The organism is Streptomyces sp. NPDC043952, assembly GCF_056435325.1.
On record NZ_JBWKES010000016.1, the window covers coordinates 141713 to 163802 of the forward strand.

General features: G+C 70.9%; 26 protein-coding genes. 13 read left to right on the forward strand and 13 right to left on the reverse strand.

Annotated features, from left to right (window positions below; all coding sequences use genetic code 11):
* Positions 1 to 48 precede the first annotated feature (48 nt).
* Both AC069R_RS20085 and AC069R_RS20090 read right to left on the reverse strand, forming a co-directional pair.
* The gene (locus tag AC069R_RS20085) at positions 49 to 1011 is read right to left on the reverse strand and encodes a zinc-binding dehydrogenase (RefSeq protein WP_478768170.1); all 963 of its coding nucleotides are present in this window, start codon (positions 1009 to 1011) and stop codon (positions 49 to 51) included.
* 195 nt (positions 1012 to 1206) lie between these two features.
* Entirely contained in the window at positions 1207 to 2430 is a 1224-nt protein-coding gene (locus tag AC069R_RS20090; protein WP_397984076.1) for an NADP-dependent malic enzyme, read from the reverse strand.
* A gap of 564 nt (positions 2431 to 2994) precedes the next feature.
* On the opposite strand from AC069R_RS20090, the gene AC069R_RS20095 reads away from it, so the two are divergent.
* From AC069R_RS20095 to AC069R_RS20105, 3 genes are read left to right on the forward strand one after another with little or no spacing between them, the layout of a single operon-like run.
* Positions 2995 to 3948: an ABC transporter substrate-binding protein gene (locus AC069R_RS20095; RefSeq protein ID WP_478768171.1), complete on the forward strand. Its 954-nt coding sequence runs from the start codon at positions 2995 to 2997 to the stop codon at positions 3946 to 3948.
* 40 nt (positions 3949 to 3988) lie between these two features.
* On the forward strand, positions 3989 to 4921 hold the full coding sequence (locus AC069R_RS20100) for an amino acid ABC transporter permease (RefSeq protein ID WP_478768172.1): 933 nt from the start codon (positions 3989 to 3991) through the stop codon (positions 4919 to 4921).
* A 38-nt stretch (positions 4922 to 4959) separates the two neighbouring features.
* Positions 4960 to 5712: an amino acid ABC transporter ATP-binding protein gene (locus tag AC069R_RS20105; RefSeq protein WP_478768204.1), complete on the forward strand. Its 753-nt coding sequence runs from the start codon at positions 4960 to 4962 to the stop codon at positions 5710 to 5712.
* Positions 5713 to 5868: 156 nt separating this feature from the next.
* Here the strand turns inward: AC069R_RS20105 and AC069R_RS20110 are convergent, their stop codons facing one another.
* The gene (locus tag AC069R_RS20110) at positions 5869 to 6627 is read right to left on the reverse strand and encodes a class I SAM-dependent methyltransferase (protein WP_478768173.1); all 759 of its coding nucleotides are present in this window, start codon (positions 6625 to 6627) and stop codon (positions 5869 to 5871) included.
* A 100-nt stretch (positions 6628 to 6727) separates the two neighbouring features.
* Between AC069R_RS20110 and AC069R_RS20115 the strand changes: the two genes are divergently transcribed.
* On the forward strand, positions 6728 to 7357 hold the full coding sequence (locus AC069R_RS20115) for a CGNR zinc finger domain-containing protein (protein ID WP_397984080.1): 630 nt from the start codon (positions 6728 to 6730) through the stop codon (positions 7355 to 7357).
* Here the strand turns inward: AC069R_RS20115 and sodX are convergent.
* Complete coding sequence (gene sodX / locus AC069R_RS20120; protein ID WP_478768205.1) at positions 7261 to 7695, reverse strand: nickel-type superoxide dismutase maturation protease; 435 nt, start codon at positions 7693 to 7695, stop codon at positions 7261 to 7263. The two genes, AC069R_RS20115 and sodX, sit on opposite strands and share 97 nt — an antisense overlap.
* A 145-nt stretch (positions 7696 to 7840) precedes the next feature.
* Between sodX and sodN the strand changes: the two genes are divergently transcribed.
* Positions 7841 to 8236, forward strand: coding sequence for a superoxide dismutase, Ni (sodN, locus tag AC069R_RS20125; RefSeq protein ID WP_478768174.1), 396 nt, complete (start codon positions 7841 to 7843; stop codon positions 8234 to 8236).
* Positions 8237 to 8746: 510 nt separating this feature from the next.
* Positions 8747 to 8914, forward strand: a complete 168-nt coding sequence (locus tag AC069R_RS20130; protein ID WP_478768175.1) for a hypothetical protein — start codon at positions 8747 to 8749, stop codon at positions 8912 to 8914.
* Positions 8915 to 9016: 102 nt separating this feature from the next.
* On the opposite strand, the gene AC069R_RS20135 is transcribed toward AC069R_RS20130, so the two are convergent.
* The 5 genes from AC069R_RS20135 to AC069R_RS20155 are packed head-to-tail and all read right to left on the reverse strand — an operon-like array spanning position 9017 to position 13537.
* Positions 9017 to 9544, reverse strand: coding sequence for a P-loop nucleotide/nucleoside kinase family protein (locus tag AC069R_RS20135; protein ID WP_478768176.1), 528 nt, complete (start codon positions 9542 to 9544; stop codon positions 9017 to 9019).
* 47 nt (positions 9545 to 9591) lie between these two features.
* A complete protein-coding gene (locus tag AC069R_RS20140; RefSeq protein ID WP_478768177.1) occupies positions 9592 to 10458 on the reverse strand; it encodes a glycosyltransferase family 2 protein in 867 nt (288 codons plus the stop codon).
* The gene (locus tag AC069R_RS20145; protein ID WP_478768178.1) at positions 10459 to 11688 is read right to left on the reverse strand and encodes a glycosyltransferase; all 1230 of its coding nucleotides are present in this window, start codon (positions 11686 to 11688) and stop codon (positions 10459 to 10461) included. It abuts the gene before it with no gap.
* Complete coding sequence (locus AC069R_RS20150; protein ID WP_478768179.1) at positions 11685 to 12389, reverse strand: hypothetical protein; 705 nt, start codon at positions 12387 to 12389, stop codon at positions 11685 to 11687. Before AC069R_RS20150 ends, AC069R_RS20145 begins: the two co-directional genes overlap by 4 nt.
* Entirely contained in the window at positions 12386 to 13537 is a 1152-nt protein-coding gene (locus tag AC069R_RS20155; protein ID WP_478768180.1) for a glycosyltransferase, read from the reverse strand. The genes AC069R_RS20150 and AC069R_RS20155 overlap by 4 nt, the downstream gene beginning before the upstream one ends.
* A 148-nt stretch (positions 13538 to 13685) precedes the next feature.
* On the opposite strand from AC069R_RS20155, the gene AC069R_RS20160 reads away from it, so the two are divergent.
* The 4 genes from AC069R_RS20160 to AC069R_RS20175 all read left to right on the forward strand — a co-directional run bounded on the left by AC069R_RS20160 (position 13686) and on the right by AC069R_RS20175 (position 16512).
* A complete protein-coding gene (locus AC069R_RS20160; RefSeq protein WP_478768181.1) occupies positions 13686 to 14660 on the forward strand; it encodes a helix-turn-helix domain-containing protein in 975 nt (324 codons plus the stop codon).
* On the forward strand, positions 14657 to 15220 hold the full coding sequence (locus AC069R_RS20165; RefSeq protein ID WP_478768182.1) for a peptide deformylase: 564 nt from the start codon (positions 14657 to 14659) through the stop codon (positions 15218 to 15220). Before AC069R_RS20160 ends, AC069R_RS20165 begins: the two co-directional genes overlap by 4 nt.
* A 36-nt stretch (positions 15221 to 15256) precedes the next feature.
* Positions 15257 to 15757, forward strand: a complete 501-nt coding sequence (locus AC069R_RS20170) for an NUDIX domain-containing protein (protein WP_478768183.1) — start codon at positions 15257 to 15259, stop codon at positions 15755 to 15757.
* A 191-nt stretch (positions 15758 to 15948) separates the two neighbouring features.
* Entirely contained in the window at positions 15949 to 16512 is a 564-nt protein-coding gene (locus tag AC069R_RS20175) for a GNAT family N-acetyltransferase (protein WP_478768184.1), read from the forward strand.
* Positions 16513 to 17084: 572 nt separating this feature from the next.
* On the opposite strand, the gene AC069R_RS20180 is transcribed toward AC069R_RS20175, so the two are convergent.
* Positions 17085 to 17558 (reverse strand): MarR family winged helix-turn-helix transcriptional regulator, encoded by a 474-nt coding sequence (locus AC069R_RS20180; RefSeq protein WP_478768185.1) that lies wholly within the window; start codon positions 17556 to 17558, stop codon positions 17085 to 17087.
* A gap of 152 nt (positions 17559 to 17710) precedes the next feature.
* Between AC069R_RS20180 and AC069R_RS20185 the strand changes: the two genes are divergently transcribed.
* The 3 genes from AC069R_RS20185 (at position 17711) to AC069R_RS20195 (ending at position 20138) form a co-directional block, all read left to right on the forward strand.
* Positions 17711 to 18952 carry a cytochrome P450 gene (locus AC069R_RS20185; protein WP_478768186.1) on the forward strand — a complete coding sequence of 414 codons (1242 nt, stop codon included), beginning with the start codon at positions 17711 to 17713 and terminating at the stop codon, positions 18950 to 18952.
* Positions 18953 to 19105: 153 nt separating this feature from the next.
* On the forward strand, positions 19106 to 19516 hold the full coding sequence (locus AC069R_RS20190) for a MarR family winged helix-turn-helix transcriptional regulator (RefSeq protein WP_478768206.1): 411 nt from the start codon (positions 19106 to 19108) through the stop codon (positions 19514 to 19516).
* A 22-nt stretch (positions 19517 to 19538) separates the two neighbouring features.
* Positions 19539 to 20138 (forward strand): cysteine hydrolase family protein, encoded by a 600-nt coding sequence (locus AC069R_RS20195; RefSeq protein WP_478768187.1) that lies wholly within the window; start codon positions 19539 to 19541, stop codon positions 20136 to 20138.
* Between the two features lie 66 nt (positions 20139 to 20204).
* Here AC069R_RS20195 and AC069R_RS20200 read toward each other — a convergent pair whose 3' ends face one another.
* From AC069R_RS20200 to AC069R_RS20210, 3 genes are all read right to left on the reverse strand, one after another.
* Positions 20205 to 21170 carry an alpha/beta hydrolase gene (locus AC069R_RS20200; protein ID WP_478768188.1) on the reverse strand — a complete coding sequence of 322 codons (966 nt, stop codon included), beginning with the start codon at positions 21168 to 21170 and terminating at the stop codon, positions 20205 to 20207.
* Between the two features lie 35 nt (positions 21171 to 21205).
* Positions 21206 to 21775, reverse strand: a complete 570-nt coding sequence (locus AC069R_RS20205; RefSeq protein WP_478768189.1) for a TetR/AcrR family transcriptional regulator — start codon at positions 21773 to 21775, stop codon at positions 21206 to 21208.
* A 78-nt stretch (positions 21776 to 21853) separates the two neighbouring features.
* Positions 21854 to 22078, reverse strand: coding sequence for a hypothetical protein (locus AC069R_RS20210; protein ID WP_478768190.1), 225 nt, complete (start codon positions 22076 to 22078; stop codon positions 21854 to 21856).
* Positions 22079 to 22090: the final 12 nt, after the last annotated feature.

Below are 22090 nucleotides of genomic sequence, written 5' to 3' on the forward strand. Positions count from 1 at the left end.
GCACCCGCCCGGACCCGCCGCCACTTCGCCGGCGGACTCAGAACGCAGTCACGTGGTCAGCACGATCTTCCCGAACTGCCCGCCGGACTCCATCCGTTCGAAGCCCTCGCGGGCGCGGTCCATGGGGAGCACCTCGTCGATGACGGGCCGCACCCCGGTCGTGGCGCAGAAGGAGAGCAGGTCCTCCAGCTCCTCCTTGGTGCCCATCGTGGAGCCGACCACCTTCAGTTCGAGGAAGAAGATCCGGGTCAGCTCGGCGTGCGAGGGCCGGTCGCCGCTGGTCGCGCCGGAGATCACGATCGTGCCGCCGGGGCGCAGCGACTTCACCGAGTGGGACCAGGTCGCGGCGCCCACGGTCTCGATGACCGCGTCCACCCGCTGCGGCAGCCGCGCCCCGCTCTCCACGGCCTCCACCGCGCCCAGCTCCAGGGCCCGCTTCCGCTTCGCCTCGTCCCGGCTGGTGGCGAACATCTTCAGCCCCGCGGCCTTGCCGAGCACGATCGCGGCCGTGGCGACCCCGCCGCCCGCGCCCTGCACCAGGACCGAGTCTCCGGGTCGTACCCCCGCGTTGGTGAACAGCATCCGGTACGCCGTCAGCCACGCGGTGGGCAGACAGGCGGCCTCGGCGAAGGACAGCTCCTTCGGCTTGGGCAGCACATTGAAGGTCGGTACGGCGACCTGTTCGGCGAAGGTGCCCTGGTAGCGCTCGGTCAGGATGGAGCGCGGCTCCTTGGGGCCGACGCCGTGGCCGGTCTGGCCGATGACGGAGTGCAGGACGACCTCGTTGCCGTCCGCGTCGACCCCGGCGGCATCGCAGCCGAGGATCATCGGCAGCCGGTCCTCCGGGAGGCCGACGCCCCGCAGGGACCAGAGGTCATGGTGGTTGAGGGAGGCGGCGCGCACATCGATGGTGCTCCAGCCGGGACGGGCCTCGGGAGCAGGACGCTCCCCCAACTCAAGGCCGGAGAGCGGCTGGTCGCGGTCGATTCGGGCGGCGTAGACGGCGAACATGGTGCCGACGATAGGTGCGCCGGGCGGCCGGCGGAACCGGGCCGCGCTGTGACACATGCCCTCTTGCACGACGGCACCCGGTCGGCGCAGCTTGCCGCGAGGCCGTCCAAGGGCCGCCCTGCGACACGGAATCCGGGGGCGGGTGGAAAGGAAACGGCCCCGCCCGAACCCAGGCGGGGCCGTCTTCAGCCGGTGTCAGCGCCGGGCGACGCCCTCCGCACGGGCAGCCGCGGCCACCGCCGCCGTGACCGCCGGAGCGACCCGCTCGTCGAACGGCGACGGAATCACGTAGTCCGCCGCGAGATCGTCCCCGACCACCGCGGCCAGCGCCTCCGCCGCCGCGATCTTCATTCCCTCGGTGATCCGGGTGGCCCGCACCTGGAGCGCGCCGGCGAAGATGCCGGGGAAGGCCAGCACGTTGTTGATCTGGTTCGGGAAGTCCGAGCGCCCGGTGGCCACGACCGCCGCGTACTTGTGCGCGACCTCGGGGTGCACCTCGGGGTTCGGGTTGGCCATCGCGAACACGAAGGCACCCTCGGCCATCCGGGCCACGGCCGCCTCCGCGACCGTACCGCCGGAGACGCCGATGAAGACGTCCGCGCCCGTGAGCGCGTCCTCCAGCGTGCCGCTGAGCCCGGCCTTGTTGGTGAAGCCGGCCAGCTCGCGCTTGACCGGGGTGAGGTCCTCGCGGTCGGCCGAGACGACGCCCTTGCGGTCCGCCACCGCCACATCGCCGATGCCGGCCTCGACCAGCATCTTGGCGATGGCCACACCGGCCGCGCCGGCGCCCGAGATCACGGCGCGCAGCTGCCCGATCTCCCGGCCGCTGAGCCGCGCCGCGTTGCGCAGCGCCGCGAGCGTGACCACGGCGGTGCCGTGCTGGTCGTCGTGGAAGACCGGGATGTCCAGGCGCTCCTGGAGGCGGCGCTCGATCTCGAAGCACCGGGGCGCCGAGATGTCCTCCAGGTTGACTCCGCCGAAGGAGGGAGCGAGCCGGACGACGGTCTCCACGATCTCGTCCACGTCGGTGCAGTCGAGCGCGATCGGCACCGCGTCGACACCGCCGAACTGCTTGAACAGGATCGCCTTGCCCTCCATCACCGGGAGGGAGGCCTGGGGGCCGATGTCCCCGAGTCCGAGCACCGCCGTGCCGTCGGTGACGACGGCGACGACGGAGGACTTCCATGTGTAGTCGTTGACCAGCTCCGGCTGCTCCGCGATCGCGGTGCACACGCGCGCGACGCCGGGCGTGTACGCGAGGGAAAGGTCGTCCTTGTCGCGGACCGGCACGGTGGCTTGCACAGCCATCTTGCCGCCGCGGTGCAGAGCGAACACCGGGTCGAAGGAATCGAGGGGCTCGGCCCCGCCGTCCTGGTCCGTACCGATGTCGCTGCGAGGATTGACGATCTCCGCTGCCACTTGTTCTACCCCTTAGGTATGCATGATTTGAGGGTCGACCACTCCTGGTGAGGGGTGGGCGGGCACCGCGCAGGGCCCGATTGCGGATACGCACGGGTCATGCGCGACGGGCGCGCCGCACACGCGCCCTGGGCCCCGGATGAGGGGTGTAAAGAACCTTCTTACCGGACGGACGGCGCCCACGACGAGTCCAATAGGTGCAAGGTCACATCTCGGAACCAGATAGCCACACGGAGATGACACACCGCTGACGGCCGCGCTGACGGCGGCACGGGAGGGGCGGGGGCGTCCGGCCGTCCGCATGCCGGGACGGGCCGGAGGTTTTCCGGCGGCGGAACGGGATTCACGCAGGTGGCCCGGTGCGGTATGACACCGAAGGACCGGGGATGTACCGACCTGATGGGATTCGGGGGTCACCCGTTATCCGATTTTGACATATCGGCGCCCCTGGATGGCGTAGTCCGAATGGCAAGATGCCGTAAACCCGCGAGGTCGCGCCACCCAATGGTGTGTGTTCTCGTCTACCCAGCGGCTAACTCTTCGCATACGCCGGAGGAATCCACGATGACCGCACGTTCCCCCCGTCGTCCGATCGCCACCCGCCCCCGGCTGGCCGCGGTCGGTGCGCTCGCGGTCGCAGGCGCCCTGCTGGTCACCGGCTGCGGTGACCAGACGAAGGGCAAGAGCAACGACTCCGGCGCCGCCTCCTCCGCCCCGCTCGCGAGCAAGCTCCCGCAGTCCGTCCGCGGCAAGGGCAGGATCCTGGTCGGCTCGGACATCGCGTACGCCCCGGTGGAGTTCAAGGACTCCAGCGGCAAGGCCGTCGGTCTGGACCCCGATCTCGCGGCCGCGCTGGGCAAGCAGCTCGGCGTGAAGTTCGAGTTCCAGAACGGCACCTTCGACGCCCTGCTCACCGGCCTGCGCTCGGGCCGCTACGACATAGCGATGTCGGCCATGACCGACAACAAGGACCGCCAGCAGGGCGTCGACCCGGACACCGGCAAGAAGGTCGGCGAGGGCGTCGACTTCGTCGACTACCTGACCGCCGGCGTCTCGATCTACACGCGCAAGGGCGAGACCGAGGGCATCACCGGCTGGTCCGACCTGTGCGGCAAGAAGATCGCCGTCGAGCGCGGCACCGTCTCGGAGGACCTGGCCAAGACCGAGGCCAAGAAGTGTCCGGCCGGCAAGAAACTCTCCATCGAGCCCTTCGACGACGACCAGCAGTCCCAGACCCGGCTGCGCTCGGGCGGCGTGGACGCGGCCTCCTCCGACTTCCCGGTGGCGGCGTACGCGGTGAAGACCTCGGGCGGCGGCAAGGACTTCCAGCTCGTCGGCGACCAGGTCTCGGCGGCGCCGTACGGCATCGCCGTCTCCAAGGAGGCCACCCAGCTGCGGGACGCGCTCAAGGCCGCGATGGACGCGATCATCAAGAACGGCGAGTACCGGAAGATCCTCGAGAAGTGGGGCGCCCAGGACGGCGCCGTCAAGGAATCCGTGATCAACGGCGGCAAGTGACCCGCGGCGCATCCAGCGGCCACCGAGAGGCAGCACATCCGTGACTGACATAGAGAAGGCGGCCGGGGAGCAGGGCACTCCCCCGGCCGGCCCGGAAGCCATCAGAGCCATCCCGGTGCGGCACTACGGACGCTATGTGTCCGCCGTCGTCGCCATCGCGATCCTCGTCGCGATCGTCCACGCCTTCAGCCAGGGCAAGATCAACTGGCATGCGGTGCCGGAGTACTTCTTCGACCACCGGATCATGACCGGTGTCGGCAAGACGCTCCTGCTGACGGTCCTGTCGATGCTGATCGGCATCGTCGGCGGCATCGTCCTGGCCGTCATGCGGCTCTCGAAGAACCCGGTGACCTCGTCCATCGCGTGGTTCTACATCTGGTTCTTCCGCGGCACCCCGGTCCTGGTCCAGCTGTTCCTGTGGTTCAACCTGGGCCTGGTCTTCGAGTACATCGACCTGATGCCGCTCTACAAGGACTACTGGTCGAACTTCATGACGCCGCTGCTGACGGCGCTGCTCGGCCTGGGCCTGAACGAGGCGGCGTACATGGCCGAGATCTGCCGGGCGGGCCTGCTCGCGGTGGACGAGGGCCAGACCGAGGCGGCCCAGGCGCTGGGCATGAGCCACGGCAAGACCCTGCGCCGGGTGGTCATCCCGCAGGCGATGCGGGTGATCGTGCCGCCGACCGGCAACGAGGTCATCAACATGCTGAAGACGACCTCGCTGGTGGCGGCCGTCCAGTACCCCGAGCTGTTCCGCTACGCCCAGGACATCGGCCAGAACTCCGGCGCCCCGGTGGAGATGTACTTCCTGGCCGCGGCCTGGTACCTGATCATGACCTCGGTGCTCAGCGTGGGCCAGTACTACCTTGAGCGGTACTACGCCCGCGGCTCCAGCCGCAGCCTCCCGCCCACCCCGTGGCAGAAGGTCAGGGCGCATCTGACGACCTTCTCCAGCAGGAAGGTCATGGCATGAGCGACGACCGGCCGAGCGAGCGGCAGAGCCCCACCGCGATGGTCAGGGCGGAGGGCGTCCACAAGTCGTTCGGGCATGTGGAGGTGCTCAAGGGCATCGACCTGGAGGTGCGCCCCGGCGAGGTGTTCTGCCTCATCGGCCCCTCCGGCTCGGGCAAGTCCACCTTCCTGCGGTGCATCAACCACCTGGAGAAGATCAACGCCGGGCGGCTGTACGTCGACGGCGAGCTGGTCGGCTACCGCCAGAAGGGCGGCAAGCTGTACGAGCTGAAGGACAGCGAAGTCGCCAGGAAGCGCCGGGACATCGGCATGGTCTTCCAGCGCTTCAACCTGTTCCCGCACATGACGGCGCTGGAGAACGTCATGGAGGCGCCGGTCCAGGTCAAGGGCGTGGCCAAGGGCGAGGCGCGGGAGCGTGCCGCGGGGCTCCTGGAGCGGGTGGGCCTGGCCGACAAGGCGGGCAACTACCCCTCGCAGCTCTCCGGCGGCCAGCAGCAGCGGGTGGCGATCGCGCGGGCGCTGGCGATGGACCCCAAGCTGATGCTGTTCGACGAGCCGACCTCGGCCCTGGACCCGGAGCTGGTCGGCGACGTCCTGGACGTCATGCGCGACCTCGCCGAGTCCGGCATGACGATGGTCGTCGTCACCCATGAGATGGGTTTCGCCCGCGAGGTCGGCGACAGCCTGGTGTTCATGGACGGCGGTGTCGTGGTCGAATCCGGCCATCCGCGGGACGTGCTGACGAATCCGCGGCACGAGCGGACGCAGTCGTTCCTGTCGAAGGTGCTGTAACCGGCCGGGGCGCGAACGGCCGCGGCGCGAACGGAGCGGTAGGGGCGGTGCGCGGACCGGCGGAAGGGCCGGTCCACGGACCGAACGGACGAGGGAGGAGCGGTGCACGCACCGCCCCTCCCTCGTCCGTCCGCCCGTCCGCCCGCCGTTCGACGCCTACTTGAGGGCGAGAACCAGGCTGTCCGACGGCGAGCACCACACCGGCCGGGCCTCTGCGAAGCCCTTCTCCCGCAGGGTGCGCGCGTGCCAGGCGGCGGAGGGCGTGTCGCCGTCGGCGTGCTCGCCGTAGATCTCGAAGCGGCGGGCGGTCGGCTCGGCGAGCACCGGGTCCTTCGCCGCGAGCTGCCACCACTCGGCCCAGTCGAGGGCGCCGTCCCGCTTGGCCTGTTCCATACGGGCGTGCCGCTGGGCGCGCTCGGCCGCGTTGATCCGGGGCGTGCTGTCGTCGATCATGTGGTCCGCGTTCATGAACACACCGCCGGCGCGGACGAGTTCCGCGATCCGGCCATAGAGGTCCGCGAGGGGTTCGCTGTGCAGCCAGTGCAGGGCCGTCGCGGTCAGTACGGCGTCGTACGACTCGTACGGCAGCCGCGTCGTCCAGTCGGGGTCCTTGAGGTCGGCGGTCACGAAGGAGACCCGGTCGTCGCCCTCGAAGGTGCCGCGCGCGATGGCGAGCAGGGCCGGGTCGAGGTCGACGCCGGTGCTGGTGGCCTCGGGGAACCGGGCCAGCAGCCGGGCGGTGATGCTGCCGGTGCCGCAGGCGAGGTCGAGCACGCGCGGTGCCGTTCCGACGAGGGCCTCGACCATGTCGAGCATGATCCGGAAGCGGTCCTCGCGGTCCGGCATGTACCACTCCTGCTGCCGGTCCCAGCTGCTCTGCCAGGCCGCCCAGTCGGTTCCGGTACTCGTGGACATGGAACCCGCCTTTCCCCTCGGATGCGTAATACCCTGGATGCACGATCGACTGTTACCCGACCGCTGGTACGACGATAGAGCGCCCCCGTAAGGACTACAAGTGGAACTGGCCTATTACTCGGATTACGCCGTACGACTCGTCAACACCGAGGAACCGAGCCGGGGCAAGGACTGCCTGACCTCGGTCGAGGCCATCCGTGACCTCTTCGGCGTCAACGCGTCCGCGGCCCGCCGCGCCACCGACGCCGACGTCACCCGCTTCCGCTCGGTCCGGGCCCGGCTGCGCTCGGTCTTCGAGGCGGCCGACGGCGGCGACGAGACGCTGGCCGTGGACCTGCTGAACTCGCTGCTGCTGGAGTTCCCGGTCAGCCCCCAGATCTCCGGCCACGACCACCGGGACGAGGACGACCGCCCGCTGTGGCACATGCACCTGGCCGACCACCCCTCCAACGCCACCGCGGGCTACGCGGCGATCGCGGCGATGGGCCTGGCCTTCCACCTCACCGAGTACGGCGTGGACCGGCTCGGCCTGTGCCAGGCGGCGCCCTGCCGCAACGCCTACCTGGACACCTCGACCAACCGGTCCCGCCGCTACTGCTCCGACCGCTGCGCCACCCGCGCCAACGTGGCCGCCTATCGCGCCCGCAAGCGCCTGGAGGCCGACCGGTCGCCCAGCAGCGGCCGTACGGCCGAGACGGCCCAGCCCAGCACGGCCAGCGGCGAACGCTGACCGCCCCGGAACGGCCGCAGCCGCACCCAGGCCCGCCCCAGCACCAGCTCCTCCGGCACGACCCCGTAGTCGGTGCTGTCCCCGCCCGCGTACGGGTTGTCCCCGAGCACCCACCAGCCGCCCTCGCGCCGCTCCACGGCCCGCTTGACCACCAGCAGGTCCTGCTGGAACGGATGCCGCAGTACGACGATGTCACCGGGCCTGACCGTGCCCCCGTAGCGCACCAGCAGCTGATCGCCGTGCTGGAGCGTGGGCACCATGGACGGCCCCGTCACCTCGGCCAGCCCGAACGGCGCGGGCGACCTCCCCCGCTCGCTCTCCTGCGACAGCTCCGGCATTCCCGGCACCTCCCCGGTCCGTTCCTCCACCAGTCTCAGTCTGACCCTGGACTTTTGTCCTAAGCCCTAGGGGGCACTCAGGAAAACAGGTCGCTCAGGGAGTAATGTCGCACCTGAGAAGACGATCACGAGGAAGGAATGCTCCATGCTTTCCCGCCTGTTTGCCCCCAAGGTCAAGGTCAGCGCCCACTGCGACCTGCCCTGCGGCGTGTACGACCCGGCCCAGGCCCGCATCGAGGCGGAGTCGGTCAAGGCCGTCCAGGAGAAGATGGCCGGCAACGACGACCCCCACTTCCAGGCCCGCGCCACCGTCATCAAGGAACAGCGCGCGGAGCTCGCGAAGCACCACGTCTCCGTCCTCTGGAGCGACTACTTCAAGGCCCCGCACTTCGAGAAGTACCCCGAGCTGCACCAGCTGGTCAACGACACCCTGAAGGCCCTCTCGGCCGCCAAGGGCTCCACCGACCCGGCGACGGGCCAGAAGGCGCTCGACTACATCGCCCAGATCGACAAGATCTTCTGGGAGACGAAGAAGGCCTGATCTCTGGCTAGGCGGCCTGACCCGCGGTTTCGCGGGTCGTGCCGTTTACCTGTCCGCACCCGGTCCGCAGGCCGCCGAGCACGGCGTCCATGACGGACCGGGTGCGGTCTTCTTCGTCCCGCCACAGGTGCGCGTAGATTCGCAGCGTGATGCTGGCGAAGCGTGCCCGAGGACGAGTTGCACCAGCTTGACGCTCGCGCCGCCGGCGATGAGCGCGGAGGCGTAGAAGTGCAACAGGACGGGCGAGGTCATGTGCGGCATTACGACGGGCTTGCGGCCCTCGCGCCCGGCTGCCTCGTTCTCCTCCGCCTGGAGCGTCCTACGGGCGCAGTTCCACTCCGTCTTCCAACGGCGGTAATTGAGGGGCTCCCTCTCCGCCACGGTGAACAGCCGCTCCTTGGAGGGGCGTGCGGCAAGGTGCGCGAGCACCGACGGAAGCCGCTGCCGTCGACCCGGATGATGCCGACCTTGAAGTCGGCGTCGGACACCTTCGGGCCGAGCAACCCGCCTATGCAAAGCCCTGCCCCGGCGAGGGTGACGACGGCCGCGCGGATGTACGGCGGCACCACCCGTGCCATCGTCTCGACCTGCTCGACCGTGGGCGGGGTGACCTCCTCGCCCGGCATGGCGGGGAGGGTGATCAGGCGGCACGGGCTGGAGGCGATGAAGAGCGCCTGATGTCGTTGCGTCGTATCGCCGCCATGGCGCAGGCACCCAGCGCCGGTACGAGATGAAGCCGGAGCGTATTGACGCTGATCGCTTCCCACCTCGTGAACGTACTCAGTTCCTGTCTCCGACCGCACTGATCGCTGCAAGAAGTGCGTCGAGGTCTCCGTTGTAGACGATCAACTCCTCGTCCTCGGCAGGGACGTCGAAGCGGGCGAAGAAGTCGTCGAGGGCTTCAGGGGTGACCGTCAGCGCGTTGGCGTCCTCGCGCTGGTTGCGTTCCGCGAGGCGCCGCAGCAACTCGGCGCGGTCGGCGGGGAGGTAGACGACCAGGGGGTGGCCGCCCGCTTCACGGGCGTCCTGCCGCCAGGCGTCACGCTCGGTGCGGAGCCACAGCCCGTGGTCCAGGACGACGTCGTTCCCGGCCTCGATCTCCTTGATGAACCGCGTGCGGATCGCTTCGACGACGGGCCGCTCGCGCTCGAAGTAGGTGTGCTCGGGGTAGTCCACGCCGTACCGGCCGTGGAGGCGGTGGACTTCCTCATCGACGGAGAGCCGGGTGAAGCCATGGCCGGCCAGGGCTTGTGCGACGGTGGTCTTCCCCGAGCCGGTCAGGCCGGCCAAGAGAATGGCGAGGGGCACGTGGTCATCCCTTCCGCGACGAGAGCGCGCGAGCATCGGGCATTGTCTCAGTCCTGACTCGTGTGCGCGTAGGGCCGCCAGCTGGTGAAGATGCCGCGGGCCTCCGCGAGCCAGCCGAAGGGCAAGCGGTCCATGCTCACGCGGCGGAAGGCGAATCGGGGTTCACTGATGTTGAGCACGCCGCCATGCTGGCCGACGTGGGCCAGCAGGCGGCCGGCCTCGTCACGGACGGCCGGGGTTCGTTCCTCCCAGGTGCCGGAAGAGAAGTGCTGGACCCGGCGGCGGAGATCGTCCAGAACGCCGACGCGCCACTTGAAGTGGTGGACCGCGCAGATGCGATCCGCATCGGGCCTGTGGCCGGAAGCCCGGTGGTTGCCGGAAGCCACGGCCACGTCGTGGCGGGCGAGGACGATCTTTCGGGGGTCGCCGTGCAGAAGCCGGTGGGTGAGGTGGCCGCCCAAAGGATAGGCGAGGTCGAGCCCGCCTTCGGGCCGCCAGCCGGTCAGGCGTCCGCTGGCGGCGACCCGGTCGAGCATCAGCCCGCCCACCACACGGTGCCCAGACTTCTCGGCCTGGGTGATCACTTCGGCGAGCGGGGCTGGGTACTGCTGCAACTCATCAGCGTCGGCGAGCAGGTGCCAGCCGGGCCCGGCCCGATGCCGCAGGGCGTCTCTGAGCTGGGTGTTGGTGTGCTCGTGCCACGGGCCGGTGCTGGTGCCGGTGGGGATGATGCCCAGCTCGCGGACGGCAGCCTGGAGCTCGTGCCGTCGGATGTCGGGGACGTGGTCGGGAAAGTGGAAGGCGATCAGGAACCGCTCGACGCCCAGCCACCGGTAGTGGCGGACCCAGGCGGCCAGCAGGGGCGGCTCGACGGGGCCGACCACAGCGATCAGCGCGGGAGGCGTGCTCAGCATTCAGGACTCCTTCGATCGCAAGGGGGCGAAGGTGTGGGTGAGGAAGTCGGCCTGCCCGGCGGCCGACCGCATGCCCAGCAGCCCCGGGGCGTCGGGGCCAGGCAGCGGGAGCGGCTGGCGGATGACGGTGTGCAGGGCTTCGGCGAGGGCGGCCGGGTCGCTCACGGGGAACGCCAGGGCCCAGGGTTGGCCGCGCAGGCGAGCGGTGAGGGCACCATCGTGGTCGGAGACGATCAGAGGGACGCCGAGGCGGGCAGTGTCCATGACGAGCCCGGATTCCTTGCCGGTCCCGGCGTGGCGGGTGACCAGGGCGGCGTCTGCGGCGGCGTACACCAGCCGGAGCACGGCTTCGCTGACCGGGCCTGGCACGGTGTGCACACGCAGGCTGGGCAGGTCCCGCCACCGCTGCAGGACGGCTTCGTCGAGCGGGGAGCCGGTGACCACGAGGTGCAGGGGCTCCTTCAGCCGGGCCAGGGCGGCATCGATGACGGCGATGTCCTCGTAGGGCCACCAGCCGCCCACCAGGCAGACCACGGCCTCGGCGGCCGGGATGTCGAATGCGGCCCGGCCGCCCTCGCGTTCAGCAGCGGACAGACGGCGGCCGTCATCGACCGCGAAGCAGCCGACAACCGCCGGCAGATCGGGGAAGGCCGCGGCGAACTGGTCGGCGACGGCGCGCGTCGGATACACCGCGACCACCCGCTCCTCGCCTCCGCGGGCAAGCTGGCCGAGCAGCCGTACGGCGGCGTCCTCTGTGGTGACCGCCTCGTGGACGAACCGCAGGTGCAGCTGGCCGCCCAGGAGTGCGGCGGCGCCGTGCAGAGCCTCGCTCGCGGTCAGAATCACCACCGCGTCGGCGTCAGGCTCCAACCGGCGGGCGGACCGCAGCGCAGCCCCCTCGGTGAAGCAGCGGGCGAGGAGCGTAACTTGGTGCGATAGCCGCCGCATGCGACGGGACCAGCGGCGCGACCGCAAAAGACACTGCCCGGCCGCGGAGAGCCCGGCAGTCAGCCGGGCTGCGGCCAGCAGGACGCCCGCAGTCCACCCGGACGGGCCGGTGACCAGCTGCGCGCCCGCTTCGCGCAGGGCGCGGGCCGCCTCGGTGGCGATCCCGTGTGGGGCGATGACCAGGCTGCCTGGCCGGGCCTGGGCGAGGGCCACCAGCGTGCGCTGGTGGTGCCCGCCCAGGCGGTTCGCGTACGGCTCGATGAGCACGAGCGGACCGGTCATCCGGACACCGCCTGGTCGCCATGGGCGAAGGTGAACCTCTCCCGCAGCCAGGCGGGCTCGTTGAGGTGGTCGAACCGCTGCGACTCCCGGGCGGCTTCGCCTGCGAAAGCGACGCCTTCCCGGGCCCCTGAGGCGGCGAAGGATGCGAACTCACCGCTATGGCTCGCAGTCCACGCCTGAATCCGCTGGTGGGCGTCGCCGTCGGCCATCCCGTACTCGCTGCCGCGGGCCAGCATCGCGCACTCACGGAAGCCCGCCTTCCAAGCGTGGAACGGGCTTTGGTTGAACCGAGTGATCCCGGCGGTGCGCTGGGCGAACTCGATCCGGCCGGGCAGAGCGGCGAGCACGTCGACGGCCTCGCCCATCTCCCGCAGGGCATTGCGGCGGATCAGTTTCAGCCCACCGTAGCCGTAGGTCAGGCCGTTGACCGGGTTGACCGCCCGCCACACGCGCATGGACACCCCCTCGTCCAGCGGCTCGACGGCGGCCACATCGAAGTCGGGGTCGATGGCGAAGTCGCCGTCGGCGAGGAAGAACTGCTCGCGGTCGACGACCTCGGCGCACAGCCGGTAGGCCCTCCGCATCCCGTGCACGCCGTGCAGGCGCTTGACCGTGCCGCCGAGCGTCCGCTGGAGCCGGGAGTGCAGGGAGTTGGCCATCGGCTCGTCGTACGACAGGAGCACCGCGTCGAAGCCGGTCACGAGATGGCCTCCAGGTAGCGAGTGGCGACCAGGGCGGGGGCGAAGTCGGCGGTGGAGGCGTGGGCCCGCTTGGCGTGCACGGCGTGGAACTCGTCGTCGGCGGCGAGGCGTTCGGCCAGGGCGACGGCCTCAGCCGGGGTGGTGAAGCACAGCTCCGGGTCGATGTGCTCGGTGAGCCAGCCCAACTTCGGTGAGATGACCGGCAGCCCCATGCCCTGGCAGTCGATCACGCTCATCGACCAGGGGCAGCCGGGCCGGAAGGGGGCGACGCCGAAGCGGGCGCCGGCCAGCAGGTTCTTGTAGCGGACGCGGTCGCCCCGGTCGGAGACGACCTGGACGTGCGGCAGGGCGGCGAGCTGGTCACGCATCTTCTCCGGGCTGTCGTCCAGGCCCTTACGCTCGGCTCGGCGCCGGCCGAACAGGTCCATCACCCACAGCCTCACGGTGCCGGAGGCGACCAGGTCGCGGGCCAGGTCCACGAACTGCTCGGTGCCGTAGTGGGCGTACAGCCGGTGGTTGTAGACGCCCACCGCACCGCCGGCCGCAGGCCGGGCGGCGGGGTCGCGGACCAGGCGCTCATCGCGCGGCGCGGGCACGATCCGCAACCGGTCGCCCAGGCCCACGGTCATCCGGGCGGCGGCGGCCGACACCCAGGATGCGGCCGTGGAGGAGTGGACCATCACCCGGTCGCAGGCGGCCAGACCGGCGGCGAACGCCAGCAACACCGGCCTACCCAGCCCCGCGTCGTTCAGGGACGGGTCCAGCAGGAGCTGCCCGCCGTCCGTGAAGGAGAAAGGCAGGTAGTGGCAGTATCCGGCAAGCAGGGCGTCCGATCCGGCCTCCAGCAGAGCCGTGCGGATCGCCGGGGCCTCCTCGACCTGGTTGGCCACCACCACATCCGGCCGCTCGGCCCGGATCAGCGCCACCAGCTCGTCGATGTCCGCCGAGAACCGGGCCCGGTACTTCGTCCCCGGCACCTTCGTCCGGTGGAAGCCGCAGCGGGCGTCCCCAGCCGCAGCCGGGGCCGCAACGGTCACCTCGGCGCCAGCGTCCACCAGGGCCGGGGCCAGCAGGTCCGCGAAGATCCAGCCCGAATCCGCCGACAGGCGGTCGGGGTTGGAGATATTCAGCAGGTACAGCACGCGCATGGGGCGTCGCCTCCCTCGTCTGCCCGGACGGGTCGATCCGGGTCGGTGAGGGAAGGAAACCGGTGACGTGAGCCGTGACGGGATGATGAACTTGGATCACTCACGGTTCATTCATGCTCACCAACAAGTGACGCGGGGCGGGGCTTCGATGGACGCGCACAGCGAGGAGATCACCGTCGAGCAGGCGGCAGAGGACTTCGCGGCCGAGGTGGCCAGGTGGCGGGAGGTACGCGGCACGTCCAAGCGGGCGTTAGCCCAGGCCATGGGCTTCGACCCGTCCTACGTCAGCCATATGGAGTCCGGTCGCACCAAGCCCAGCGAGGAGTTCGCCCGGCTCGCGGACGAGGCCCTGAACGCCGGGAAGGCGATCTGGCGGCGCTGGTGCGACTACGAGCAGGCCCGCACCCGTAGCAGGCGCCCGCCCGCACCCCCGCCAGCCCCGCGCAGGCACGAGCAGCCGTACGCCACCGGCTCCGCCCTCATGGTCGAGCACGACGCCGCCCGGCTCCAGTACGACGGCCGTTCGTACCGGCTCACCATGCGCCGACGGTTGCGGAACACCGGCGCCGAACCGGTGACTCGCTATCTGATCCGCATCAGCGTCGACCGCTACCCCGGCGACCCGGAGCGGTCGAACGTGCACTACCGGGCGCACCCGCTGACCTGGGATGAACTCGACCTCACGGCCACCTGCCGGGCCGAGGCCATGCGCTGGCAGGCCAAACACGACCGAGACGCCTTCAAGGAAGTCTGGCTGCTGTTCGACAACGAACACGGCCGCTTCCCGCTCTACCCCGGCGAGTCCGTGTGGATCGAGTACGCCTACACCGTCGGCGACGACAAGTGGGGCAACTGGTTCCAGCGCGCCGTCCGCCTGCCCACTGAACAACTCGAAGTCCAGCTCGCCTTCCCCGCCCACCTCGACCCGGTGGTCTGGGGCACCGAGACCTCGATGACCGCCGAAGCCTCCCCGCTGCGGACCCCGCCCGTCCGCAGCGACCACGGTGGCCTACGGCAATTCACGTGGATCACGGCCACGCCCGCTCTGCACGCTCGGTACCGTCTTGAGTGGCGGTTCCGGGCACGGCCCGAACATGAGACCAGTCAAGGGGAGTTCAGGTGATTGACGTGCGGCCCAGCCAGCAGATGCGAGACCTCGGAGTCGTCCAGCACGGCGCCGGCATCCTCGCCGAACCGGCCCGCGCATTCGACCTGCCCGCCGAACGCGATGAAGCCGAGCGCATCACCGACGAGCTGTTCGCCGCCATGGAGCGGATCGGTCAGGTCCACCCCTTCGCCAAGGGCATGGGCATCGCCGCCCCGCAGATCGGCATCGGCCGGGCCGCCGCCGTCGTCCAGCCGCCCGGCGCCGCGCCCGCCATCGTCCTGCTCAACCCGAAGATCACCGACCACTCCGAGGAGGTGGACGAGCAGTACGAGGGCTGCCTCAGCTTCTTCGACGTCCGCGGCCTCGTGCCCCGCCCCCTGAAGATCACCGCCGAGACCACGACCCTGACCGGCGAGACCGTCACCACCGTGTACGAACGCGGACTCGCGCGCCTCATCCACCACGAGATCGACCACCTCGACGGCCTGCTGTACACCGCCCGCATGAGGACCGGCGTCGAGCCCATCCCCGTAGAGGAGTACCGGCAGACGGGCCGGGCCTGGGCCTACGAGTAGGCGGCTGCCATCAACCCGGCCGGCGAAGGGATCACCGTGGCTCAGCCGCCAACCGATGACCGGCCCAAGACGCTCAAGCCTGCCCTGGAATCCATGACCCTGCTGGTCGCCGCCGTCATCGTCCACGACAAGGCCACCAACCGCGTGGTCCTCCTCCAGCGCAGCGAGAACGCCAAGTTCGCCCAGGGAATGTGGGACCTCCCCGTCGGCAAAAGCGAGCCGGGCGAACCCATCACGGAGACCGCGGTCCGCGAGCTCTACGAGGAGACCGGTCTCACGGTGAAGCCCGAATCCCTCAAGGTCGCCCACATCATCCACGGCGCCAAGGGAGTCGAGGCCCCCAACGGCTTTCTCACCGTCGTCTTCGCCGCCCACGAGTGGACGGGCGAGCCAGAAAACCGCGAGCCACGCAAGCACGCCCAGGTTTGCTGGGTCCATGCCGACGCCATCCCTACGGAGTTCGTGAACACAACCGCGAGTGCTCTCTCCCGATACCTCATGGGTGGTCCAGAAGTCTCCCTCGACGGCTGGCGATAACGGGCCATGCGCCGTCTTGGACACCTCAGAGCCACCTCGCTATGAGGCCAGCGATTGACTTACCGTCACTCATAGGGTGGCTCCTTGGCAAACAGTGACAGCTTGCCCGGCCGAGCGGAACGGCGTGCGCGCGGTCCGTCTGTTCGCGAAAACCGGTAGGTCGTGCGAGTGGCTTCCGGCATGATCGGCTCATGGGCACCTACCTGGACACCGAGCGCCTGGCGCTGCGCCGATTCACCGACGGGGACGCCGATCTGCTGATAGAGCTGGACAGTGACCCGGCGGTGATGCGGTACCTGAGCGGTGGTGAGCCGACCGCGCCGGAGGTCGTCCGGGAGCGTCATCTGCCGAACATCCTCGCCGGCTACGACAAGTGGGGCGGCGACTTGGGGCTGTTCGCCGCGCATGAGAAGGACGGCGGCGCGTTCATCGGCTGGTTCATCCTGCGTCCCGAGGCGGAGGGCCCCCTGGACGAGGTCGAACTCGGCTACCGGCTGCGGCAGGCGGCCTGGGGCAAGGGGTACGCCACCGAAGGCTCACGGGCCCTGCTGCGCAAGGCGTTCACGGAGCTCGGGGTGCGCATGGTCTGGGCCGACACGATGTCCCTGAACCGGGGTTCGCGCAATGTCATGGAGAAGGTCGGGATGACGCTCGCGGAGAGCATCCCGACTCCTCCTGACATGGCGAAGGTCGAGGGCGCCGAGTTGGGAGGCGTGCGGTACGAGATCACCAAGGAGCAGTGGGAGAAGCAGTAGCCCCTTCCCGCGCCGCCTGGTCGTGAGAGGGGCGGCGGCTCGGGGTGGCCGGGAGCATGGCCCATTCCGTCGGCAACTTGCTTGGAGGGGCCAGGGGTTGGGGGACGGGGGGAGCGGCGTTCCCAGGTAGTGGGGCGGTGGGTCGGGCAGTCGTGCGGGACGCGGTCGGGCAGTCGTGCGGAACGCCGTAGAGCCGGTGGCCGCGCGCTGTCTGCCTCCTGCGGCCACGCCGGCTCCGGCGCCCGCGGGCACGGCCCCTCCCGCGGCCACGCCGACTCCGGCGCCCACGAGCCCGGCGCCGCCCACAGACACGACGCCGCCCCACGGACCCGGCCCCTCCCACGGACCCGACCTCTTCCACAAGCCCGGCGCCCCAGGACCCGGCCCTCCCACAAACCCGGCGCCCCCACGGACCCGGCCCCTCCCGCAGCGGCTCCGGTCACCGTCTCTCCCCCGGCCGACCCGAGACCGCCGTAGAGCACCCGCGCACGCAAAAGTGTCCGCAAGGCCTCCTCGCAGCGCCCGCCGGCCAGTTCAGCCGCGCCCGTCGCCATACCGCGCCCGGCCCCGTCTCACGGGCGGAACGCCTGCACGATCCGGTTGATCACCGCCGCCGCCGTCTCCAGCTCCAGCGGCGAGAACTCCCCCAGCGCCTCGCCGAGCCACCGCTTCCCCGTGGCCTCGGCGCGGGCGACCGCCGCCCGGCCCTCCTCGGTGGCCCGCGCCCGGCGCGCCCGCTGGTCTCCCGGTTCCCGCGTGATGGCGACCAGGCCGCCCTCCTCCAGGCGGCGCACCTCGCGGGTGACGTGCGGGGCGTTCACCATCAGGGCCTCGGCCAGCTCGCCCATGCGCAGGGGTTCCGGCGACGCCGCCAGCACCCGCAGCACCGCGAGGGAGGCCCGGTCCACCGAGACCCCGGCCTCCCGGCGCAGCCTGCTGTGCGCGCGGTTGCCGGTCATGGTGTACGCGAGCGCCGAGAGCGCGGTGTACAGGCCGTCCAGGGCCGCCCGGCCCTCGGGCTCCTGGGGGTCCACCCGTCGGTCCATCCACCGATCATGTCGTACGACTCCCGCCCCCGTCGCCTCTGCTCGCCTCTGTCCGAAACTTGCCCCCTACATCTATTCCGCCTCCCCGCCCGCCGGAGTAACATGAAAGTAACTTACTTACTTTTGTTAAGTAACCGAGGAGGTCCACGACGATGCCCGAGACCCCCGTCCCGCCGGCTCCGGCTCCAGCCCCGGCCCCACCCCCCGCCTACGCCACCCACCGCGCCCCCGGCTGCCCCTTCGACCCCCCGCCCGAGCGCCACCGGCTGCTCGCCGAGGGCCCGCTGGCCCGCATCTCCCTGTGGAACGGCAAGACCGCCTGGCTGGTGACCCGGCACGCCGACCAGGTCGCCCTGCTGCGCGACGAGCGGATCAGCGCGGACAACCGGCTGCCCGACTTCCCGAGCGTGAGCGCCGGAAGCGAGGCCACCCGCGCCCACAACCGCACATTCATCTCCATGGACGAGCCGGAGCACAACGAGCAACGGCGGCGTTTCACCGCGGACTTCACCGTCAAGCGGATCAACGCGCTGCGGCCCCGCGTCGAGGCGATCGTCACCGAACTGCTGGACGCGATGGAGCGGTCCGGGCCCCCGGCCGACCTGGTGCGGGCGTTCGCGCTGCCGCTGCCGTCGCTGGTGATCTGCGAACTGCTCGGTGTCCCCTACGCCGACCACGCCTTCTTCCAGCGGGTCAGCGCGGTGATGATCGACACCCGCTCCACCCCCGAGGCCGCGCTCGCCGCCTCCCGGGAACTGGTGGACTACCTCGGCGACCTGGTGGTGGCCAAGGAGAAGGACCCCGGCGACGACCTGCTCAGCCGCATGGCCGTCGAGTACCTGCGCACCGGCATCAGCACCCGCGACGAGTGCGCCAAGCAGGCCCGGCTGCTGCTGGTGGCCGGGCACGAGACGACGGCCAACATGATCGCGCTCGGCGTCTGCGCGCTGCTTCAGCACCCCGAGCAGCTCGCGGCCGTGCGGGACGGGGAGCCGGGCCGGGTGGTGAACGCCGTCGAGGAGCTGCTGCGGTACCTGACCATCGTGCACCTGGGGCGGCGCCGGGTCGCGGTCGCGGACGTGGAGGTCGGCGGCCAGGTGATCCGCGCGGGCGAGGGCGTCGTCTTCGCCACCGATCTCGCCAACCGCGACCCCGAGGTCTTCGAGGACCCCGACCGGCTGGACATCGACCGGGCCGCCCGCCGGCACATCGCCTTCGGCACGGGCCCGCACCAGTGCCTCGGCCAGAACCTCGCCCGGATGGAACTCCAGGTCGCCTACCCCGCGCTGCTGCGCCGGTTCCCGCGCCTGCGCCTGGAGAAGCCGCTGACACAGATCCCGTTCCGGGAGGACATGGCCGTCTACGGGGCGTACGAGCTGCCCGTCGCCTGGTGACCGGGGAGACGGTCCGACAAGGACCAGTCCAAGAATTCATCAAGCAACTTGGCAAAGTTGCTTGATGAATTCTACGGTGAGGGTGTGACCTCCGGCTCCGCCCCCACTTTCCCGCCAGCCCCCACCGACACCGCGCAGCGGCTCAACCAGGCGATGAAGCGCCTGCGGGCGCGGCTGCGCGCGGAGTCGGGGCAGCACGCGACCGGTCTGACCGCCACCCAGCTCGCCGTCCTGGCCGAGGTGGTGCGCGAGGGGCCGGTGACGGCGGCGCGGCTCGCCGCGCTGGAGCACGTCACGCCCCAGGCCATCGCCCAGAGCCTCGCGGTGCTGAAGGCCGCCGGACTGGTGCACGGCGCGCCCGATCCGCTCGACGGCCGCCGCAAGCTGATCAGCGCCGACCCCTCGGCCGGCGAACTGATCGAACGGCTGCTCGCGGGGCGCGCCTCCTTCCTGGCCCGCGCCATCGCACAGGTCGTACCCCCGGAGGAGTTCGACGACCTGGAGAAGGCCGTCGAGCTGCTGGAGCGTCTCGCCGGGGCCGAGATCCACCCGCACACCCCATGAGATCCGCGAGGAGAACCACCGTATGACCACCCCCGCCACCCTGACCTCGATCGCCCCCGAGCGCACCGCCCTGCTGGCGATGGACCTCCAGGGCGGGATCCTCTCCCACGCCCCGGACCCGGACGCGCTGATCGAGCTGGTCAAGGGCGCCATCGCCGAGGTCCGCGCCGCCGGCGGCACCATCGGCTACGTCCGGGTCGCCTTCACCGAGGAGGACTGGGCCGCGATCCCGGAGCGGAACAAGCCCTTCGGCCCGCTCGCCGCGGCCCGGCTCAACCACCACGAGGACCCCGCGACGCAGGTCGACGAGCGGATCGCGCCCGAGGACGGCGACATCGTGGTGCGCAAGGTCCGCATCGGCGCGGCCTCCACGACCGACCTGTACGAGCAGCTGGACGCGCGCGGCATCGACACGCTGATCCTCTCCGGGATCAGCACCAGCGGGGTCGTCCTGTCCACGCTGACCGACGCCGCCGACCGCGACTACCGCGTCATCGTGCTGTCCGACGGGGTCGCCGACCGCGACCCGGAGGTCCACCGGGTGCTGCTGGAGAAGGTGTTCCCGATGCGGGCGCACGTCATCGACACCGCGCGGCTGCGCGAACTGCTGGGTTCCGCCTGACGCGTTGCGCCTGATCACAGGCGCCGGCACAGGGGCCCGGTCCGCGCGGCCGTCCGCCGCGGCCGCTCACGCGGTGTGCTTCGTGACGAAGTCCGCGATGGCGTCCTGCATCTGCCGCAGGCCGGGCTCCTCCAGGGGGTAGTGCCCCGCGTTGTCGAGCATGACGGTGTCGACCGGCACCCTGGTGATGCGGGACAGGACCGGCACGCTGAGGTGGTGCGGGGTCCAGCGGTCCTCGGCGGGCTGGGTCAGCAGGACCGGGCAGGCGTCGAAGTCCTCGGGTTCGACCGCGGGGGCGTAGTTCATGTAGCGGTCCAGGAAGCGGACGCTCACCCAGTTCGCGGCGGAGGTGCGGTCCTTGAGGAACACCTTCATCGCGCCGGGGTCGTTGGCGAGCGCCGACATCTTGCTCGCCAGGCTCATCGGGCACTTCAGCCCAGCGGCCGGGGTCCTGGCCAGCAGCCCCAGCACGGGGCCGCCGAGGCGGGCGGCGATCCGGTCGTGCGCGGTCTCGTCGCGGACCTGCTGGAGGCGCTGGTCGAGGAAGGTCATGCCGACGATGCCGGCCAGGGTGCCGCGCGGTGCCTTGGCCGCCACGTGGTACGTGAGCATGCCGCCCGCGCTGAGCCCGTACAGGACGATCGGGCGGTCGTCGCGGGAGCGCTCGTGGGCGAGGAAGTCCACGACCAGATCGACCCAGTCGTCGTACGAGGGTGTCGTACCCGGCGCGACGCAGGTGAGGCCGTAGCCGAGGTTGTCGAGGGCGACGGTCTCGAAGCCGAGCCGGGCGAGCGGGGCGCCCAGGATGAGGGACATCTGGCGGCCGTTGGTGCCCACGCCGTGGTGCAGGACGACCTTGGCGCGGGCCTCGGGGTTCGGGTACCGGTCGAGGTGGACGCGGTGTCCGCGCCAGTCCCAGAACTCCTCCCGCGGGGCGCTCTCGTCGGTCAGGCGCAGCCGCTCCGGCAGGAAGCGCTGGAGGTCGCGCCAGGCCCGCTGGTCGCGGTAGGAGGTGGGGGTGGTGGAGCTCATGAGGGGGTGCCTTCCGGCTGGGGCCTGCTGGTGGGTCAGGCGGGGGCTGGGGGGCGGCTCAGCGCCCCTCGGGTGATCATCCGCACGCCGGTACGGAGGTCCCGGCGGGCCGTGTCGGCATCGCGCAGGTCGTCCTCCAGTCCGCGGGTGAACGTGAGCAGCACGTCGGCCGCCTGCCGGGCGGTGCCGGGGACGGCCTCGGCCAGGGCGTCGGCGAGCAGCCGCGCCAGGGTGTCCATGTAGGCGCCGACCGGCTCGGGGGTGTGCGCGGAGGCCGCGGCCAGCAGCTCGTAGGCGTGCGTGGGGCTGTCCTGCCAGAGCCGGATGGCCGCCTCCAGCTTCACGGTGAGCACGCCGAGCACCTTCTCCTCGGTCGTACCGGCGTCCGCCGCCGCCCGCTCGGCCGCCGCGGCGGCCCGTTCCAGGCCCGTGCGGACGAGCGTGGCGAACACCTCGTCCTTGGTCCCGGCGTACTTGTAGACGGTCGGCCGCGACAGCCGTGACTCCTCGACGATGTCCGACATCGTCGTACGGCGGAAACCGTGACGGCAGAAGGCGCGGTAGGCGCCTTCGAGGACGAGCTGGGCGGACGCAACCTTGGACATGGCTACGAATTTAACAGCCAAGCGGAAATCTGTAAAACTCGCCTGCGTGCGGGACCGGCGGCCGGGTGCCCGGCGCGGTCAGTGGAACTGCGGCACGATCAGGTGGATCCCGTACCCCACCACCACCGCGCAGGCCAGGAAGCACAGCCCCGCCTGGGCGCGGGCCGCGGTGGCGGCGCCCGCGCGGCGGTCGGCGGCGCGGGACAGGCCCAGCACGCCGAGGGTGAAGACGACGACCACGGTGACGGTGACGCCGAGGCTGACCGCGGCGACGCGGGCGAGGGCGGACCAGTCGATGTGCATGGCGGACTCCCG

Bases quoted from the DNA above. Each gene is read 5' to 3' on its own strand.
- AC069R_RS20085 (WP_478768170.1), bottom strand. From the start codon at position 1,011: ATGTTCGCCGTCTACGCCGCCCGAATCGACCGCGACCAGCCGCTCTCC.
- AC069R_RS20095 (WP_478768171.1), top strand. From the start codon at position 2,995: ATGACCGCACGTTCCCCCCGTCGTCCGATCGCCACCCGCCCCCGGCTG.
- AC069R_RS20105 (WP_478768204.1), top strand. From the start codon at position 4,960: ATGGTCAGGGCGGAGGGCGTCCACAAGTCGTTCGGGCATGTGGAGGTG.
- AC069R_RS20110 (WP_478768173.1), bottom strand. From the start codon at position 6,627: ATGTCCACGAGTACCGGAACCGACTGGGCGGCCTGGCAGAGCAGCTGG.
- sodX (WP_478768205.1), bottom strand. From the start codon at position 7,695: ATGCCGGAGCTGTCGCAGGAGAGCGAGCGGGGGAGGTCGCCCGCGCCG.
- sodN (WP_478768174.1), top strand. From the start codon at position 7,841: ATGCTTTCCCGCCTGTTTGCCCCCAAGGTCAAGGTCAGCGCCCACTGC.
- AC069R_RS20130 (WP_478768175.1), top strand. From the start codon at position 8,747: ATGCAAAGCCCTGCCCCGGCGAGGGTGACGACGGCCGCGCGGATGTAC.
- AC069R_RS20140 (WP_478768177.1), bottom strand. From the start codon at position 10,458: ATGCTGAGCACGCCTCCCGCGCTGATCGCTGTGGTCGGCCCCGTCGAG.
- AC069R_RS20145 (WP_478768178.1), bottom strand. From the start codon at position 11,688: ATGACCGGTCCGCTCGTGCTCATCGAGCCGTACGCGAACCGCCTGGGC.
- AC069R_RS20155 (WP_478768180.1), bottom strand. From the start codon at position 13,537: ATGCGCGTGCTGTACCTGCTGAATATCTCCAACCCCGACCGCCTGTCG.
- AC069R_RS20160 (WP_478768181.1), top strand. From the start codon at position 13,686: ATGGACGCGCACAGCGAGGAGATCACCGTCGAGCAGGCGGCAGAGGAC.
- AC069R_RS20175 (WP_478768184.1), top strand. From the start codon at position 15,949: ATGGGCACCTACCTGGACACCGAGCGCCTGGCGCTGCGCCGATTCACC.
- AC069R_RS20180 (WP_478768185.1), bottom strand. From the start codon at position 17,558: ATGGACCGACGGGTGGACCCCCAGGAGCCCGAGGGCCGGGCGGCCCTG.
- AC069R_RS20185 (WP_478768186.1), top strand. From the start codon at position 17,711: ATGCCCGAGACCCCCGTCCCGCCGGCTCCGGCTCCAGCCCCGGCCCCA.
- AC069R_RS20190 (WP_478768206.1), top strand. From the start codon at position 19,106: ATGAAGCGCCTGCGGGCGCGGCTGCGCGCGGAGTCGGGGCAGCACGCG.
- AC069R_RS20195 (WP_478768187.1), top strand. From the start codon at position 19,539: ATGACCACCCCCGCCACCCTGACCTCGATCGCCCCCGAGCGCACCGCC.
- AC069R_RS20200 (WP_478768188.1), bottom strand. From the start codon at position 21,170: ATGAGCTCCACCACCCCCACCTCCTACCGCGACCAGCGGGCCTGGCGC.
- AC069R_RS20205 (WP_478768189.1), bottom strand. From the start codon at position 21,775: ATGTCCAAGGTTGCGTCCGCCCAGCTCGTCCTCGAAGGCGCCTACCGC.
- AC069R_RS20210 (WP_478768190.1), bottom strand. From the start codon at position 22,078: ATGCACATCGACTGGTCCGCCCTCGCCCGCGTCGCCGCGGTCAGCCTC.